Source organism: Exiguobacterium sp. s122 (assembly GCF_018618475.1).
Classification (GTDB): Bacteria; Bacillota; Bacilli; order Exiguobacteriales; family Exiguobacteriaceae; genus Exiguobacterium; species Exiguobacterium himgiriensis.
Window position 1 is genome coordinate 734,037 of record NZ_JACSMD010000001.1, and the last position, 14,240, is coordinate 748,276.

Here is a 14,240-nt window from a genome sequence, read left to right on the forward strand (position 1 = left end):
ATAAAGTACGCACGTTTGCTCAAACGTGCGTACTTTTTTTGTTGTCAGGAGGGAAAGGGATTGATTCAACTACGCAATGTGGCCAAATGGTTCGACACGAAAAACGGTCGAGTCCAGGCGGTCGATGATGTGTCGCTTACAATCGAAAGCGGCGAAATTTTTGGAATTATCGGATATTCAGGGGCAGGGAAGTCGACACTCATTCGACTCCTTAACCGGCTCGAGTCACCTTCGAGCGGCACGATCGAGGTGGCCGGGAGTGAATTGACGAAGCTGAGTCCAAAAGAGTTACGAGGGGTTCGCAAAAACGTCTCGATGGTGTTCCAACACTTCAATCTACTCTGGTCGCGCACGGTCGCTGAAAACATCAGCTTCCCGCTCGAACTCATCGGTGTACCAGCAAGCGAGCGGAAACGCCGCGTCACCGAACTCGTCGAACTCGTCGGGCTCGCCGGACGTGAAGACAGTTACCCATCACAGCTATCGGGTGGTCAAAAGCAGCGAGTCGGGATTGCCCGTGCGCTCGCTACAAATCCAGAAGTGCTCCTCTGCGATGAAGCGACGAGCGCGCTCGACCCGAAGACGACCGACTCGATTCTTGAGTTACTCGTCGACATCAACAAAAAGCTCGGTTTGACAATCGTGCTCATCACGCACGAGATGCATGTCATCCAAAAGATTTGCCATCGCGTCGCAGTCATGGAAGCAGGGAAAGTCGTCGAGATCGGGCAAGTTGCCGACGTGTTTCAACATCCGGAACAACCGATCACAAAAGAGTTCGTCAAACAAATCGGGGCGGTCGACGACATGTCGCTCACGTTCGAGCATTTGAAGGCGCGCTATCCGAGCGGTCAAATCGTCAAGCTCAAGTTCTTGAACGAGACGGCCGAACAGCCGATTCTCTCAGACGTCTTGAAGACGCATGATATCGGCTTCAACATCATCGGCGGGAACGTGACGCAGTCGCAAGTCGGCGCGCTCGGAACGCTATTTATTCAACTGATCGGAGAGCCGGCTGAAGTCGAGCGGGCCATCGCCTCAATCCGATCACAGGCAGTGGAAGTGGAGGTGGAGAACGATGTTTCCTAACGTAGACTGGGAGATTATGCTCGAAGAGACGTGGCAGACGATTTATATGACGCTCGTCGCCGGTGGCGCGACGTTTGCCTTTGGTCTCGCACTCGGGATGATCCTTTATGTGACGAACGAACCGCTCATGATGAAGAATCGTTCCATTTATACGGTCGTCAGTGCGTTCGTCAACGTGTTCCGTTCGATTCCGTTCATTATTTTAATCATTTTGCTCATTCCGTTCACGAAAATCGTCGTCGGCACGATCCTTGGTTCGACGGCGGCGCTCCCGGCACTCATTATCGGGGCGGCCCCATTCTATGCTCGTATGGTCGAACTCGCGCTTCGTGAGATTGATCGTGGTGTCATCGAAGCGGCCGAATCGATGGGTGCGACGAAATGGCAAATCATCTATAAAGTGTTGTTCCCAGAGGCACTCCCGGCCATCGTGTCCGGGATTACGGTGACCCTCGTCGCAATCGTCGGCTATACGGCGATGGCGGGCGTCGTTGGAGGCGGAGGCCTCGGTAACTTGGCGTTCCTTGACGGGTTCCAGCGTTCGCGGAACGACGTGACGTTCGTCGCGACCGTCCTCATCTTAGTCATCGTCTTCGTCATTCAGTTCATCGGAGACCGACTCGTCACAAGAATTGATAAGCGTTCAGCTTAATCACATAAAAAACATTTGGAGGGTTTACACATGAAATCATGGAAAACAGTACTCGGTTTAACGGCAGCATCAGCACTCACAATTCTCGCGGCTTGCGGCGGCGGGGATTCAGAATCAGGCGCAGGTGGCGATGACAAGACGCTCGTCATCGGCGCATCGAACGTGCCACACGCAGAGATTTTGGAGCATGTGAAAGATGAATACGAAGCAAAAGGCTACAAGCTTGAAATCACGAAGTTCCAAGACTACGTCCTACCGAACCGTACACTTGCGGACGGAGAGCTTGACGCGAACTACTTCCAACACGAGCCATACCTCGAGTCACAAATGGCTGAAAACAAAGATTATAAATTCGCATCAGCCGGTGGCGTCCACATCGAGCCGATCGGTGTCTACTCACAAGACTACGCCTCACTCGATGAGCTTCCAGATGGCGCGGAAATCATCATGAGCTCATCGGTCGCAGACCATGGCCGTATCCTTACGATGCTTCAATCAGAAGGCTTGCTCACACTTGCAGAAGGGAAGACAGTTGACGCGACAGTCGCTGATATCGTCGACAACCCGAAAAATTTGACGTTCAAGACGAACGTCGAAGCAGCTCTTCTCCCGCAAGCGTACAATAACGGAGAAGGCGACGCGGTCCTCATCAACACGAACTACGCAATCGATGCTGGACTCAACCCGCTCGAAGACGCCATCGCACTCGAAGGCGAAGACTCACCGTACGTCAACTTGATCGTCACACGTGAAGGCGACGAAGATGACGAGCGCGTCAAAGCACTTCTTGAAGTGTTGACGTCAGAAGAGACACAACAGTGGATCTTAGAAGAATACAAAGGTGCCGTCGTACCGGTTAACCAATAATCACGCGAGGCTCGGGAACCCCCGGGCCTTTTTTTGTTTGCGTGGTGTTCTTTCATAAAGAGAAGTACACTATTTATATGTAAGAAAAGGGGGGATTCGGATGAAGATCAGACAGATTCATCCGCTGACGCTAGGCGTCTTGTTTGGTACGTTCTTTGCCCGGTTATCGACGTTTTTCGTCATGCCATTTTTTGCGATTTATCTCGCGACGCTCGGTTTCTCGGCGAGCGTCATCGGAACGGTGTTTGCCGTCTCGGCCATCTCTGGGCTGTTCATGAGCTTCTTTGGAGGGACGCTCTCGGATCGTCACGGACGGAAGCAACTCATGTTGATTGGGATCGGCTTGAACGCGCTCACGTTCACCGGTTTCGCACTCGCGACGGAACTCATTTGGTTTTACATATTCTCCGTGCTCATGGGTGTCTCACGATCCTTTTTAGAGCCGGCGTCACGCGCGCTCATCAGTGATACGACGAAGCCCGAGCAACGCGTCATCGTCTACAACGTTCGCTATTTTTTAATCAATATTGCCGCGGCGATTGGTCCGCTTCTCGCGGTCGTCTTGTCGCTCACCGGTGCGAAGAGTGCATTTTTCGTCGTGACCGCTGTGTATGTCCTCTATGGCCTCATCATCACGTTGCTGTTCCAAAAGTATCCGTTTGAAGAAAGTGACGCTTCGAAAGTTCGTCCACGATTGACAGAGACGTTCCGCGTGTTACGGACGGACAAGACGTTCCGTTACGTCATCATCGGGATGATTTTTGCGATCATCGGTTACAGTCAATTCAATTCGACGCTACCACAATTCATTGCGTTTCATGACGGGTTCAGCGACGGCTCCCGGCTGTTCGCGTACTTGTTGACGGTGAATGCGATCACGGTGCTCATCGTGCAGTATCCGATTATGCGGTTCGGCATTCGCGTCTCACCCATCAAATCGCTTTTCTTTGGGGTAGCGACGCTTTCGATCGGTCTCCTCCTCATCGGCTTCGCTTCAGAAGTATGGGTGCTCTTCGTCGCCATGGTCATCTTCACGATCGGAGAAGTACTCATGTTCACGATGACGGACGTGTTGACCGATGAGCTCGCGCCGGAACATTTACGGGGGACGTACTTTGGGGCGATGGGCTTAACGGCGCTCGGCCAGTCAATCGGACCGATTATCGGCGGGTTGTTGCTTGACGGTTTCAATAATGCAGCCTTGCCTGTATTTGGGAGTCTAGCCGTCGTGACGGCGTGCGGGGCGTTCTTCTTTATGGGTGCGTTCACGGAACGGAAAGCGACGCTCGCGTTAATCGAGGAAAAAGCTGGATAATGTCTTGATTTCTCAATATTCCCATTCTCAATATTTATGTTTTTATTGAGAATGAAGAATAAGGTGAGTCGCTTGAAATAAAAAATTGCCTAGATTAAGATTAGAATATATCTAATCTACGCCATAAATGGCGAGAAAAACGGAAGGGGTATCCGAATGTCTAACGTACCACACATGAAAATTGATGACCTCCGCGTCTCAATCGAAGGAAAAGAGATTGTTAAAGGTCTTAATCTTGAAATTAAAGGTGGCGAAATTCACGCCATCATGGGTCCAAACGGAACGGGTAAATCAACACTCGCGTCTGCACTTATGGGCCATCCACTTTATGAGGTGACAGGCGGAAGCGTCGACTTGAACGGCGAAGACGTGCTTGAGATGGAAGTCGACGAGCGTGCGCAAGCGGGTATGTTCCTCGCGATGCAGTATCCAGCTGAAATCAGCGGTGTCACAAACGCAGACTTCTTGCGTTCAGCGATCAACTCGCGTCGTGAAGAAGGCCAAGAAATCTCGCTCATGAAGTTCATCCGTGAACTCGATGCGAAGATGGACGTTCTCGAAATCCCTTCAGAAATGGCACACCGTTATTTAAACGAAGGATTCTCAGGCGGAGAGAAAAAGCGTAACGAGATTCTTCAAATGATGATGATCAAACCGAACATCGCGATTCTTGACGAGATTGACTCAGGTCTTGATATCGATGCTCTCAAAGTTGTCGCGACGGGCGTCAACGAGATGCGCTCAGAAGAGTTTGGTTGCTTAATCATCACGCACTATCAGCGTCTCCTCAACTATATCGAGCCAGACTTCGTTCACATCATGATGGATGGGAAAATCGTCATGTCTGGTGGCAAAGAGCTCGCACAGCGACTCGAGGCAGAAGGTTACGACTGGGTGAAACAAGATCTCGGAATGACAGTAGACACAGAAGCGTAAGGAGGCTGTACGATGACCGTACAATTTGAATTGGATGCGCAAGCATTGTCGGCACGTGCAGAGGCGCTCGGAGGACCTGCTTGGATGGTCAACCGTCGTAAAGAAGCAGCAGAACTCGCGCCGACTCTCGCTTTGCCGAAAGTTGAAAAGATTAAAATTGAGAAATGGGATTTCACAAGCGGTGACGTGGAGCTAACGAAACTCGACGGACTCACCCCTGAAATCGAGGCACTCCTCGGAGACCATCGTACGAACGTGCTCGTTGAACGCAACGGTCATGTCGTCTACAACGAACTCCAAGTGCCAGAAGGTGTCTTGTTCATGGGAATCAACGAGGCGATGGAACAACATCCGGAACTCGTCGAGAAATATTTCATGACCGAAGGCGTCCGCGTCGACGAAGAGCGGTTGTCAGCATTGAACGCAGCCCTCACGAACGGCGGCGCATTCTTGTATGTTCCGAAAAACGTACAAGTGAAAGACCCGCTCCAAGCCATCTTCACGATGGAACAAGCGAACGGTGCGCTCTATCACCACACGATTGTCGTGGCAGACGAGGGCAGTGAAGTGACGTTCATCGAGAGCTTCCTCTCGAATACGAACGAGCCGCACACGGTCAACGCCGTGACGGAAGTGTTCGCTGCGGCGAACGCGAAAGTCGTCTTCGGTGGCGTCGATCAACTCGCCGAGTCAGCGCTCACGTTCATGAACCGTCGTGGTGTCGTGTACGAGAACGCACGTCTTGAATGGGCGCTCGGTCACATGAACGATGGCAACTCGGTCGTTGAGACGAAGACACACCTCGTTGGGGACAACACGTTCTCAGACACGAAAGCCGTCACGATCGGTCGTGGTGCCCAGAAGCAAAACTTTAACATCCGTACCGACCACTTCGGAAAGTCGTCGGAAGGGTTCATCTTGATTCACGGTGTCCAAAAAGATTCGGCGACAGCCATCTTCAGCGGGACGTCGATGATTCACCACGGTGCTTCGAAGTCGAACGGTGTTCAAACAGAGCGCGTCTTGATGCTCTCTGAAAAAGCACGCGGTGACGCGAACCCGATTCTCCTCATCGACGAAGACGATGTTATGGCCGGTCACGCCGCATCGGTCGGTCGCGTTGATGACATTCAACTTTACTACTTGATGAGTCGTGGACTTTCACGTCAAGAAGCGGAACGTTTAATCATTCACGGCTTCTTGAACCCGGTCGTTGAGCAACTCGCAATCGAGTCGGTTAAAGACCGTCTCCGTGAAGTCATCGAAGGGAAAGTGCGCTAACATGATTGATGCCTCGATTCGTAACCAATTCCCGATTTTACATCAGGAAGTCAACGGTCACCCGCTCGTCTATCTCGACAGTGCGGCAAGCTCGCAAAAACCGCTAGCTGTCATCGAGGCGATCGAGGAGTATTACAAGCATAACCATTCAAACGTGCACCGTGGCGTCCATACGCTCGGGACACAAGCGACGGATGCGTATGAAGGCGCACGCGAACGTGTTCGCGCGTTCATTAACGCAACGGTCGCCGAAGAAATCATCTTCACGCGCGGGACGACGACGGCACTTAACCTCGTCGCATCGAGTTACGGGGATGCAAACGTCGGCGAAGGGGACGAGATCGTCCTCACACCGATGGAGCATCACGCCAACCTCATTCCGTGGCAGCAACTCGCGAAACGAAAAGGGGCGACGCTCCGTTACGTCGAGTTGACGCCGGACGGTCGGGTGACACTTGAAGCGGTCGAGGCGGTCTTGTCGGACCGGACGAAGATTGTCGCCATGAGTCACGTCTCGAACGTGCTCGGGACAATCAACCCGATTCAAGAGATCGCGAAACTAGCCCACGAGAAAGGTGCGGTCATGGTCGTCGATGCGGCGCAGAGTGCACCACACCGGAAGCTCGACGTGCAAGCGCTCGACTGTGACTTCCTCGCCTTCTCCGGTCATAAGATGCTCGGACCGACTGGAATCGGTGTCTTATATGGTAAGAAAGCACTCTTGAAACAGATGGAGCCGGTCGAGTTCGGTGGCGAGATGATCGATTACGTCGATTTACATGAGTCGACGTGGAAAGACATCCCGTACCGTTTCGAAGCGGGGACGCCGATTATCGCTGGTGCTGTCGGTCTCGCTGCTGCCATCGACTTCTTAGAAGACCTCGGTCTCGAGAACGTCGAGGCACACGAACGGGCTCTTGCCTCGTATGCGATTGAGCAGATGAAGACGATTGAAGGCATCGAGATTTACGGACCAGAGGAACGGGTCGGACTTGTCACGTTCAACTTAGGTGACGTGCACGCCCACGACCTCGCGACCGTCCTCGATATGCAAGGCATCGCGGTCCGGGCCGGTCACCACTGCGCCCAGCCGCTCATGCGTCTTTTGAAGCAATCGTCGACAGCCCGGGCGAGCTTCTATTTGTACAACACGAAAGAAGAAGTCGACCGTTTCATTGAAGGACTTCGTCAAACGAAGGAGTATTTCAACTATGAGTTTTAACAACCTTGACATGTTGTACCGACAGGTCATCATGGATCACTATAAAAACCCAAGGAACCGTGGCGTCATCGAAGATGGCGTGACAGTGGACTTGAACAACCCGACATGTGGGGATTCACTCCGGCTCCAGCTTCAAGTCGAAGACGGAATCGTGAAAGACGCCAAGTTCGAAGGGGAAGGCTGCTCAATCAGCCTCGCCTCTGCGTCGATGATGACTCAAATCGTGAAGGGGAAATCTGTAGACGAGGCACTCCAATTGGCAGACATCTTTTCACAGATGGTCCAAGGGAAAGACTATGATACAGAAACGTTCGACCTAGGCGACATCGAAGCGTTGTCTGGCGTCTCAAAGTTTCCGGCTCGCATCAAGTGCGCCACGCTCGCGTGGAAAGCGCTTGAAAAGGGAGTCGACGAGGAAGCGTAAGTAGAAGGAGGAGACCGATATGGCAAAAAACATGCCTGACATTGGCGATTATAAATATGGCTTCCATGACCGAGACATCTCGATTTTCCGTTCAGGCCGTGGCTTGACGAACGAAATCGTAGAAACGATCTCGAACATGAAAGAAGAACCGGCTTGGATGCTCGAGTTCCGTTTGAAATCACTCGAGCAGTTCCGCAAGATGCCGATGCCGACATGGGGCGGCGACTTGTCTGCACTCGATTTCGATGAGATCACGTACTACGTCAAACCGTCTGAGAAAACGGAACGTTCATGGGACGAGGTACCAGAAGAAATCAAGACGACGTTTGATAAGCTCGGGATCCCAGAAGCAGAGCAAAAATATTTGGCAGGTGTCTCGGCTCAGTACGAGTCAGAGGTCGTCTACCACAGCATGCAAGAAGACTTTGAAGCGAAAGGTGTCATCTTTAAAGATACGGACACGGCGCTCAAAGAAGATGAAGGCATTTTCCGTGAGTATTTCGGTAAGTTGATTCCGCCGACGGACAACAAGTTCGCCGCGCTCAACTCGGCCGTCTGGTCAGGTGGCTCGTTCATCTACGTACCAAAAGGCGTGAAACTCGAGCAACCGCTCCAAGCGTATTTCCGCATCAACTCGGAAAACATGGGGCAGTTCGAGCGCACGCTCATCATCGTCGACGAAGGCGCGTCGGTTCATTACGTCGAAGGATGTACGGCACCGGTCTACACGACGAACTCGCTCCACTCGGCGGTCGTTGAGATCTTCGTCAACAAAGACGCTTACTGCCGCTACACGACAATCCAAAACTGGGCGAACAACGTCTACAACTTGGTGACGAAGCGTGCCATCTGTGAAGCGGGCGCGTCGATGGAATGGATCGATGGCAACATCGGTTCGAAATTGACGATGAAATACCCGGCCGTCATCTTAAAAGGTGAAGGGTCACGCGGGATGACGCTCTCAATCGCCCTCGGCGGTAAAGGCCAACACCAAGACGCCGGCGCGAAGATGATTCACCTCGCACCGAACACGTCGTCGTCTATCGTCTCGAAGTCAATCTCGAAACAAGGCGGAAAAGTATCGTATCGCGGTATCGTCCACTTCGGACGCAAGGCGAAAGGTGCCCGCTCGAACATCGAGTGTGACACGCTCATCATGGACAACCAGTCGACGTCAGACACGATCCCGTACAACGAGATCTTGAACGACCAGGTGTCACTCGAGCACGAAGCGAAAGTCTCAAAAGTGTCAGAAGAGCAACTCTTCTACCTCATGAGCCGTGGGATCTCGGAAGAAGAAGCGACGGAAATGATCGTCATGGGCTTCATCGAGCCGTTCACGAAAGAACTACCAATGGAATATGCCGTCGAAATGAACCGTCTCATCAAGTTTGAGATGGAAGGATCGATTGGATAATCCATTCATGCAACCAGCGAAGCTAACCTTCGCTGGTTTTTTTGTATAATCAAATAAGGAGGGCTGTCATATGAAGCGATTTTAGTTAGAGTCCAAAACGTTAGTGGCATTCATGTATGACATTCGTGTGCGGTGTCCGCAATGTGACCAACGTGCAGATATTGTGATGAAGGAGACGTTACGTCTCAGTTGTCTCGCTTGCGGATATGGGCGCGTGTATACGGAAGGAGTCTATCGAACGGGTGGCGGCGCCTTCGATCCTTTCTTTCGGTTACCGCTTTATTTGCAGACAAATTGCTGTGGTCACATTCTTTGGGCGTACAACCGAGACCATTTGGCGTATATGAGAGCGTACGTGGAATCGGACATTCGGACGAGCGGCGGGGAGAACAGCAGTGTCGAGAGTCGTTTGCCCAAGTGGATGAAGCAAAAACATAACCGAGAAGACGTGTTGCGAGCCATCAAGCGTTTAGAGGTTGTATGTGAGAAGGGATGAACCGGGATGGACCGACAAAAACGACTACATGAAATTGAAAAGCGGCAATTGACATCAGTGATGAATAAGACAAAGTGGGAGGAACTGAGACGAGCGGTAGCATCTACATTTTTATCCGATGTTCCTTGTCAAATCAAGTACGTATTGGAAGACACACCAAGTCCTGAATTTTTATCGAAGACGGCTGATCTTTCAGCTGATTGGGATGAGGGCTTCCCCTATCCTACCGCTTCAATCGAATGGATGCGGATTCTACCTATCGTCAAAGAAGCTCGTGGGTATATCATTGAACCAGAGATTCATGATGTAACAGATGAATTTCATCATATCTTGAGACAACTAAAGATACCTTTTGTAATGGAAGGTGAGATCATTTGTATATTTGGCTACGTTCGAGATACGGGCATCTTTGAACCGGAGGAAGATGAGACGAGTGTATGAAGACTTAGGTGGTGGAAGAGTCGAAATCACAGAGCAGTTAACAAAGTCGGAAGTACTAGAACTTATAAGAAAATGACGAGCACGTTCGAATTCAAAAATATGGTATATTTAAATAAAATTGAGCGAATAAGTTCGAAGAAAGTCAGGTGACACTGTGCAACTTTCCATTCAAGCCAAAGGCAAACACGTAGACGTATTATCCTATTTACTCGCAAAAAATCCAAATAACTTATATGAACGCAATGAAAACGGTCATCTTGTCCGTATGTTCTTTAATCGCTTTGAGGCTGAGCATGTGGACGTCACATTTTTTGTGACGCCTGACCCCATTGAGCTTTCCCGTAATAATGCTGGGCAATATGACATCACTTCGTACATAAATGACCGAGAGTTCGCCGTGAGTAGTATTTTTTGTTCGTTACTACGAACTGCCCTTGGTACGGCACTAAACGGGAAACCGAAACCGGAATATACAGAATGGGTAGATCATCCATTTTCAATGGATCTTTCTGTCGGTCCGATTGCAAGTGCGTTAAGTGATGAGGCGATTCGTGAGTTGTTCGAACCGCTAGGCTATCAAGTCGATTTCATCTATAGCGAATCAGGCTACGAGTTAGACAAAACAAAAAGACGGTCCGCCCGGATGCTACGACTTTCAGGGTTGACGACGCTTCAAGCCGCGTTGCGACAACTTTATGTGTTGATTCCTGTCATGGACAACTATAAGCATTATTATATCGACGAAAAAGAAGTTGAAAAACTGAAGCGCTACGGGGAAGGGTGGTTGGATGATCATCCACAACGTTCGTTCATTTTAAAACAAGCCTTGCGCTTTAAAGAAGTGTATCGCCTTGTTGAGGAAGAAACGACGACACAAGCACCAAAAGTCGATCGTCAGCGGTTGAACGATATGCGCTATGAGACAATCATTGAAAAAGTCCGTTCCTTGACCGAGCGGCGCATCGTGGTTGATATGGGCGCTGGGGAAGGGAAACTTGCGAGCCGACTCGGATTCGTTCCAGGAATCGATACCATTTATGCCGTTGAACCGTCTGAGCGGGAACGTCTCAAAGCTTTAAAACGTTATGAGAAAAATGCCGAAGATCCGAGCTTCAATCCGCCACTCTCGATGTTTGGTTCGCTCTTTTATGTCGATGATCAGTTACGTGGCGCAGATGTGATGATTCTTTGTGAGGTCATCGAACATATCGATGAAAATCGAATTCCTAAGATGATGACGACACTATTGAATCTTTATCGACCGAAGACTCTTTTCGTGACGACACCAAATCGTGAGTATAACGAGGTGTATGGGCTCGACTCGTCGTATCGTCATCCGGATCATCGCTTCGAATGGACAAGATCTGAGTTTATATCTTTTTGTGAGACGCAGGCCGAACGGTTCGGCTACACATGTACATTCAGTGGGATTGGGGACAGCCATCCGACATTCGGAGAGCCAACGCAACTCGCCGAATTTACGAGAAAGCAGGTGTTGTAATGCACATTCAACTCCCTTATGCAGGAATTGTCTTATTGATTGGCCCATCCAATAGTGGAAAGTCGACATGGCTCAATCAATTAATTGAAAATGAAATCATTCGTCCGAGCGAAGTCGTTAGTTCTGATGATTATCGCAAGCTCGTAGGAGATGTCGAACATATCGATTGGAAAGGTCATCCCCCGGACGAAGCCGATTCGCTCTTTGAGACGTACCAAGATATCTCGACAGAGGCGTTCGCTCTTATGACCTCGCTCATCGAAGCGAGAGCGCGGCTAAATAAATTAACAATTATCGATGCGACACATCTGTATGCGTCAGATCGAAAAAAACATATTGAACTGGCCCATCGCCTCCATCAGCCGGTCTATGCGCTCGTTTTGGATATCGCGCAACCAATTTTGTTGGAGCGAGATCGATTGCGCGACTTTCCTCGTGGGGGACGACGCGTCAAACAACAAGTCCAAGTGTTCAATCGTGAAAAAAGGACCATCAAGCGGGAAGGATTCGATCAAGTTCACGTCATTTCAGACGTCAGTCAAGTGAACGTCGAGCGTGAAAATATGAATCCGCTACATCTATCTTCGGAGCGCGGAATCGATGTGATAGGGGACATTCACGGATGTTTCGATGAATTTCTTGAGCTGTTGGAACGATTAGGTTATTGCCCAAATGACGAGGGGTTATACGTGCATCCAGAGGGACGAATTTTCTTATCTCTCGGTGATGTTATGAGCCGTGGACCAAAGTCACTTGAGACGATCGAGTTCTTCATTCGTCATGTCGAAGCTGGCATCGCACACATGATTGATAGCAATCACGGCTGGAAAGTGTTGCGTTGGCTCGAAGGGCGAAACGTGACGATGAAGCATGGAGATGAGCTGTTTGTCGAGGAACTTCAAATGTATGAGAAGCAGAAGGGTTCTGACGCGACGGAAGCATTAAAATCTTCAATGAAACGGTTGTTAAAGCATGCTCCCTCGCACTATGTTTTGACAAAACAGGCTATTCCGACAGCGGTCTGTGTGCATGCGGGAATCCGGGACGAGTTCATCGGGAAGACTTCACGGGACATTAGTGATTTTTGTCGATATGGCGACAATGAAGGATTTGATGAGGCGGGTAAGCCGATCCGAAAAGATTGGACGGTGCAACACAAATCGAAGACGTTAATCATTTGGGGCCATGACCCACGACCGCGACCGCTACGCCTCAATCACACCATTAATATTGACCAAGGGGTTGTCTTCGGAGGACAGTTAACGGCGTTTCGTTATCCGGAACAAACAATTGTTCAAGTCGAGGCGAAGCAAGACTACGCGCAAGTGGACGACAACCCGCTCGTGACGCTAGAAGCGAAACGATTAGACCCGCCAAATATCGGGAAGCTTATGAATGGTTATACGGTTGACACGGAAGCGTTCGGTGAGATTCATGTATCGAAAGAAACGGCACTCCCATCGATTGATCTCGTCTCACATTATACGGTCCCCCTTGAAGAACTCGTCTACATTCCACCAACGATGAGCCCGACACCAAAGCCGTCTGCAGAGGAAGACTATCTCGAGCACCCGAATGAAGCGATTGCCTATTATCGAGAACATGGCATCACACGATTAATCGCGGAAAAGAAACATATGGGGAGTCGCGCCATTCTTCTACTATTTAAAAATGAGGATGCTGCAGAGAAGGCGATTGGTCGTCGAACGAAAGGAATCATTTATACTCGTTCTGGTAGAAAGTTTTTTGAACGTGAACAAGAAAACGAGATCGTCTCGCGACTTCATCAATCGTTAACAACACATGACTACTTCACGACGTATCAGACCGACTTTGTTTTACTCGATGCTGAAATTTTGCCTTGGAACTTGAAAGCACGAGAGTTAATTCGGAATCAGTACGCCCATGTGGCGGAACAGGCGTTACTTGATCGGAAGCAATTGCAACAAACGCTTGAATCCGCTGTCGACCATGTGGAGGGTATTCAGGACTGGTTCACTGAAGTCAATCAAAAACTGAAACAAGCGGAGACGTTCAAGCAGGCGTTCCAAACGTATTGTTGGGATGTTGAAGAAATTGATTCGATTCAAATTGCACCGTTTCATGTCTTAGCCCATAGCGAAGAAACCTTTTTCAATCAGTCACATGAATGGCATATGAGTATGAATCAAAAGTTAGCGGAGATGGATGACTTATTTCTAGCAACCGATTATAAAATAATTGAAGATACAGATAGCGCAAACGATGTAATCGAGTGGTGGAAAATGATGACGGAAGACGGTCATGAAGGAATCGTCATCAAGCCGGAGCGGTTCATGACGAAGGTAGACGGGAAACTGATTCAGCCAGCAATCAAAGTCCGTGGACGGAAGTATTTATCCATCATCTATGGGATGGATTACTTAGAGCCTGACAACTTGAAACGTTTGAAGAAACGAAACGTCTCAAAAAAGCAAAAGCTGGCATTACGTGAATTTGCGCTCGGAATGGAAGGCATCAAACGTTTTGTTCATCGTGAATCGCTTGAACGTTATCATGAATGTGTGTTGGCCACATTGGCGATGGAAGCTGAACCGGTAGATCCACGCCTGTAACGATA

The 14,240-nt window shown here is 49.9% G+C and carries 13 protein-coding genes; all 13 read left to right on the top strand.

What is annotated here, in order from left to right; all coding sequences use genetic code 11:
• The first annotated feature begins 60 nt into the window (after positions 1–60).
• Positions 61–1,089, top strand: a complete 1,029-nt coding sequence (locus KNP92_RS03760; RefSeq protein ID WP_211780783.1) for a methionine ABC transporter ATP-binding protein — start codon at positions 61–63, stop codon at positions 1,087–1,089.
• Positions 1,079–1,741, top strand: coding sequence for a methionine ABC transporter permease (locus tag KNP92_RS03765; protein ID WP_034817232.1), 663 nt, complete (start codon positions 1,079–1,081; stop codon positions 1,739–1,741). The genes KNP92_RS03760 and KNP92_RS03765 overlap by 11 nt, the downstream gene beginning before the upstream one ends.
• Positions 1,742–1,771: 30 nt before the next feature.
• Positions 1,772–2,608, top strand: a complete 837-nt coding sequence (locus KNP92_RS03770; protein WP_214837366.1) for a MetQ/NlpA family ABC transporter substrate-binding protein — start codon at positions 1,772–1,774, stop codon at positions 2,606–2,608.
• Positions 2,609–2,708: 100 nt separating this feature from the next.
• A complete protein-coding gene (locus tag KNP92_RS03775) occupies positions 2,709–3,923 on the top strand; it encodes an MDR family MFS transporter (RefSeq protein ID WP_214837369.1) in 1,215 nt (404 codons plus the stop codon).
• Positions 3,924–4,097: 174 nt separating this feature from the next.
• Positions 4,098–4,859, top strand: coding sequence for a Fe-S cluster assembly ATPase SufC (gene sufC, locus KNP92_RS03780; protein WP_152545883.1), 762 nt, complete (start codon positions 4,098–4,100; stop codon positions 4,857–4,859).
• Between the two features lie 12 nt (positions 4,860–4,871).
• On the top strand, positions 4,872–6,140 hold the full coding sequence (sufD, locus tag KNP92_RS03785) for a Fe-S cluster assembly protein SufD (protein ID WP_214837372.1): 1,269 nt from the start codon (positions 4,872–4,874) through the stop codon (positions 6,138–6,140).
• Position 6,141: 1 nt separating this feature from the next.
• Positions 6,142–7,362 (top strand): cysteine desulfurase, encoded by a 1,221-nt coding sequence (locus KNP92_RS03790; protein WP_214837375.1) that lies wholly within the window; start codon positions 6,142–6,144, stop codon positions 7,360–7,362.
• A complete protein-coding gene (gene sufU / locus KNP92_RS03795; protein ID WP_034817241.1) occupies positions 7,352–7,786 on the top strand; it encodes a Fe-S cluster assembly sulfur transfer protein SufU in 435 nt (144 codons plus the stop codon). The genes KNP92_RS03790 and sufU overlap by 11 nt, the downstream gene beginning before the upstream one ends.
• 19 nt (positions 7,787–7,805) lie before the next feature.
• Complete coding sequence (sufB, locus tag KNP92_RS03800) at positions 7,806–9,203, top strand: Fe-S cluster assembly protein SufB (protein ID WP_214837378.1); 1,398 nt, start codon at positions 7,806–7,808, stop codon at positions 9,201–9,203.
• A gap of 166 nt (positions 9,204–9,369) precedes the next feature.
• Positions 9,370–9,699, top strand: a complete 330-nt coding sequence (locus KNP92_RS03805) for a hypothetical protein (protein WP_214837381.1) — start codon at positions 9,370–9,372, stop codon at positions 9,697–9,699.
• Positions 9,700–9,705: 6 nt separating this feature from the next.
• Positions 9,706–10,140 (top strand): DUF6678 family protein, encoded by a 435-nt coding sequence (locus tag KNP92_RS03810; protein WP_214837384.1) that lies wholly within the window; start codon positions 9,706–9,708, stop codon positions 10,138–10,140.
• 154 nt (positions 10,141–10,294) lie between these two features.
• A complete protein-coding gene (locus KNP92_RS03815) occupies positions 10,295–11,641 on the top strand; it encodes a 3' terminal RNA ribose 2'-O-methyltransferase Hen1 (RefSeq protein ID WP_214837386.1) in 1,347 nt (448 codons plus the stop codon).
• On the top strand, positions 11,641–14,235 hold the full coding sequence (locus tag KNP92_RS03820) for a polynucleotide kinase-phosphatase (protein WP_214837389.1): 2,595 nt from the start codon (positions 11,641–11,643) through the stop codon (positions 14,233–14,235). Before KNP92_RS03815 ends, KNP92_RS03820 begins: the two co-directional genes overlap by 1 nt.
• Positions 14,236–14,240: the final 5 nt, after the last annotated feature.

What these genes read in the sequence shown, in the direction of transcription:
- KNP92_RS03765 (WP_034817232.1), top strand. Translation starts at nt 1,079, where the DNA reads ATGTTTCCTAACGTAGACTGGGAGATTATGCTCGAAGAGACGTGGCAG.
- KNP92_RS03770 (WP_214837366.1), top strand. Translation starts at nt 1,772, where the DNA reads ATGAAATCATGGAAAACAGTACTCGGTTTAACGGCAGCATCAGCACTC.
- KNP92_RS03775 (WP_214837369.1), top strand. Translation starts at nt 2,709, where the DNA reads ATGAAGATCAGACAGATTCATCCGCTGACGCTAGGCGTCTTGTTTGGT.
- sufC (WP_152545883.1), top strand. Translation starts at nt 4,098, where the DNA reads ATGAAAATTGATGACCTCCGCGTCTCAATCGAAGGAAAAGAGATTGTT.
- sufD (WP_214837372.1), top strand. Translation starts at nt 4,872, where the DNA reads ATGACCGTACAATTTGAATTGGATGCGCAAGCATTGTCGGCACGTGCA.
- KNP92_RS03790 (WP_214837375.1), top strand. Translation starts at nt 6,142, where the DNA reads ATGATTGATGCCTCGATTCGTAACCAATTCCCGATTTTACATCAGGAA.
- sufU (WP_034817241.1), top strand. Translation starts at nt 7,352, where the DNA reads ATGAGTTTTAACAACCTTGACATGTTGTACCGACAGGTCATCATGGAT.
- sufB (WP_214837378.1), top strand. Translation starts at nt 7,806, where the DNA reads ATGGCAAAAAACATGCCTGACATTGGCGATTATAAATATGGCTTCCAT.
- KNP92_RS03805 (WP_214837381.1), top strand. Translation starts at nt 9,370, where the DNA reads ATGAAGGAGACGTTACGTCTCAGTTGTCTCGCTTGCGGATATGGGCGC.
- KNP92_RS03810 (WP_214837384.1), top strand. Translation starts at nt 9,706, where the DNA reads ATGGACCGACAAAAACGACTACATGAAATTGAAAAGCGGCAATTGACA.
- KNP92_RS03820 (WP_214837389.1), top strand. Translation starts at nt 11,641, where the DNA reads ATGCACATTCAACTCCCTTATGCAGGAATTGTCTTATTGATTGGCCCA.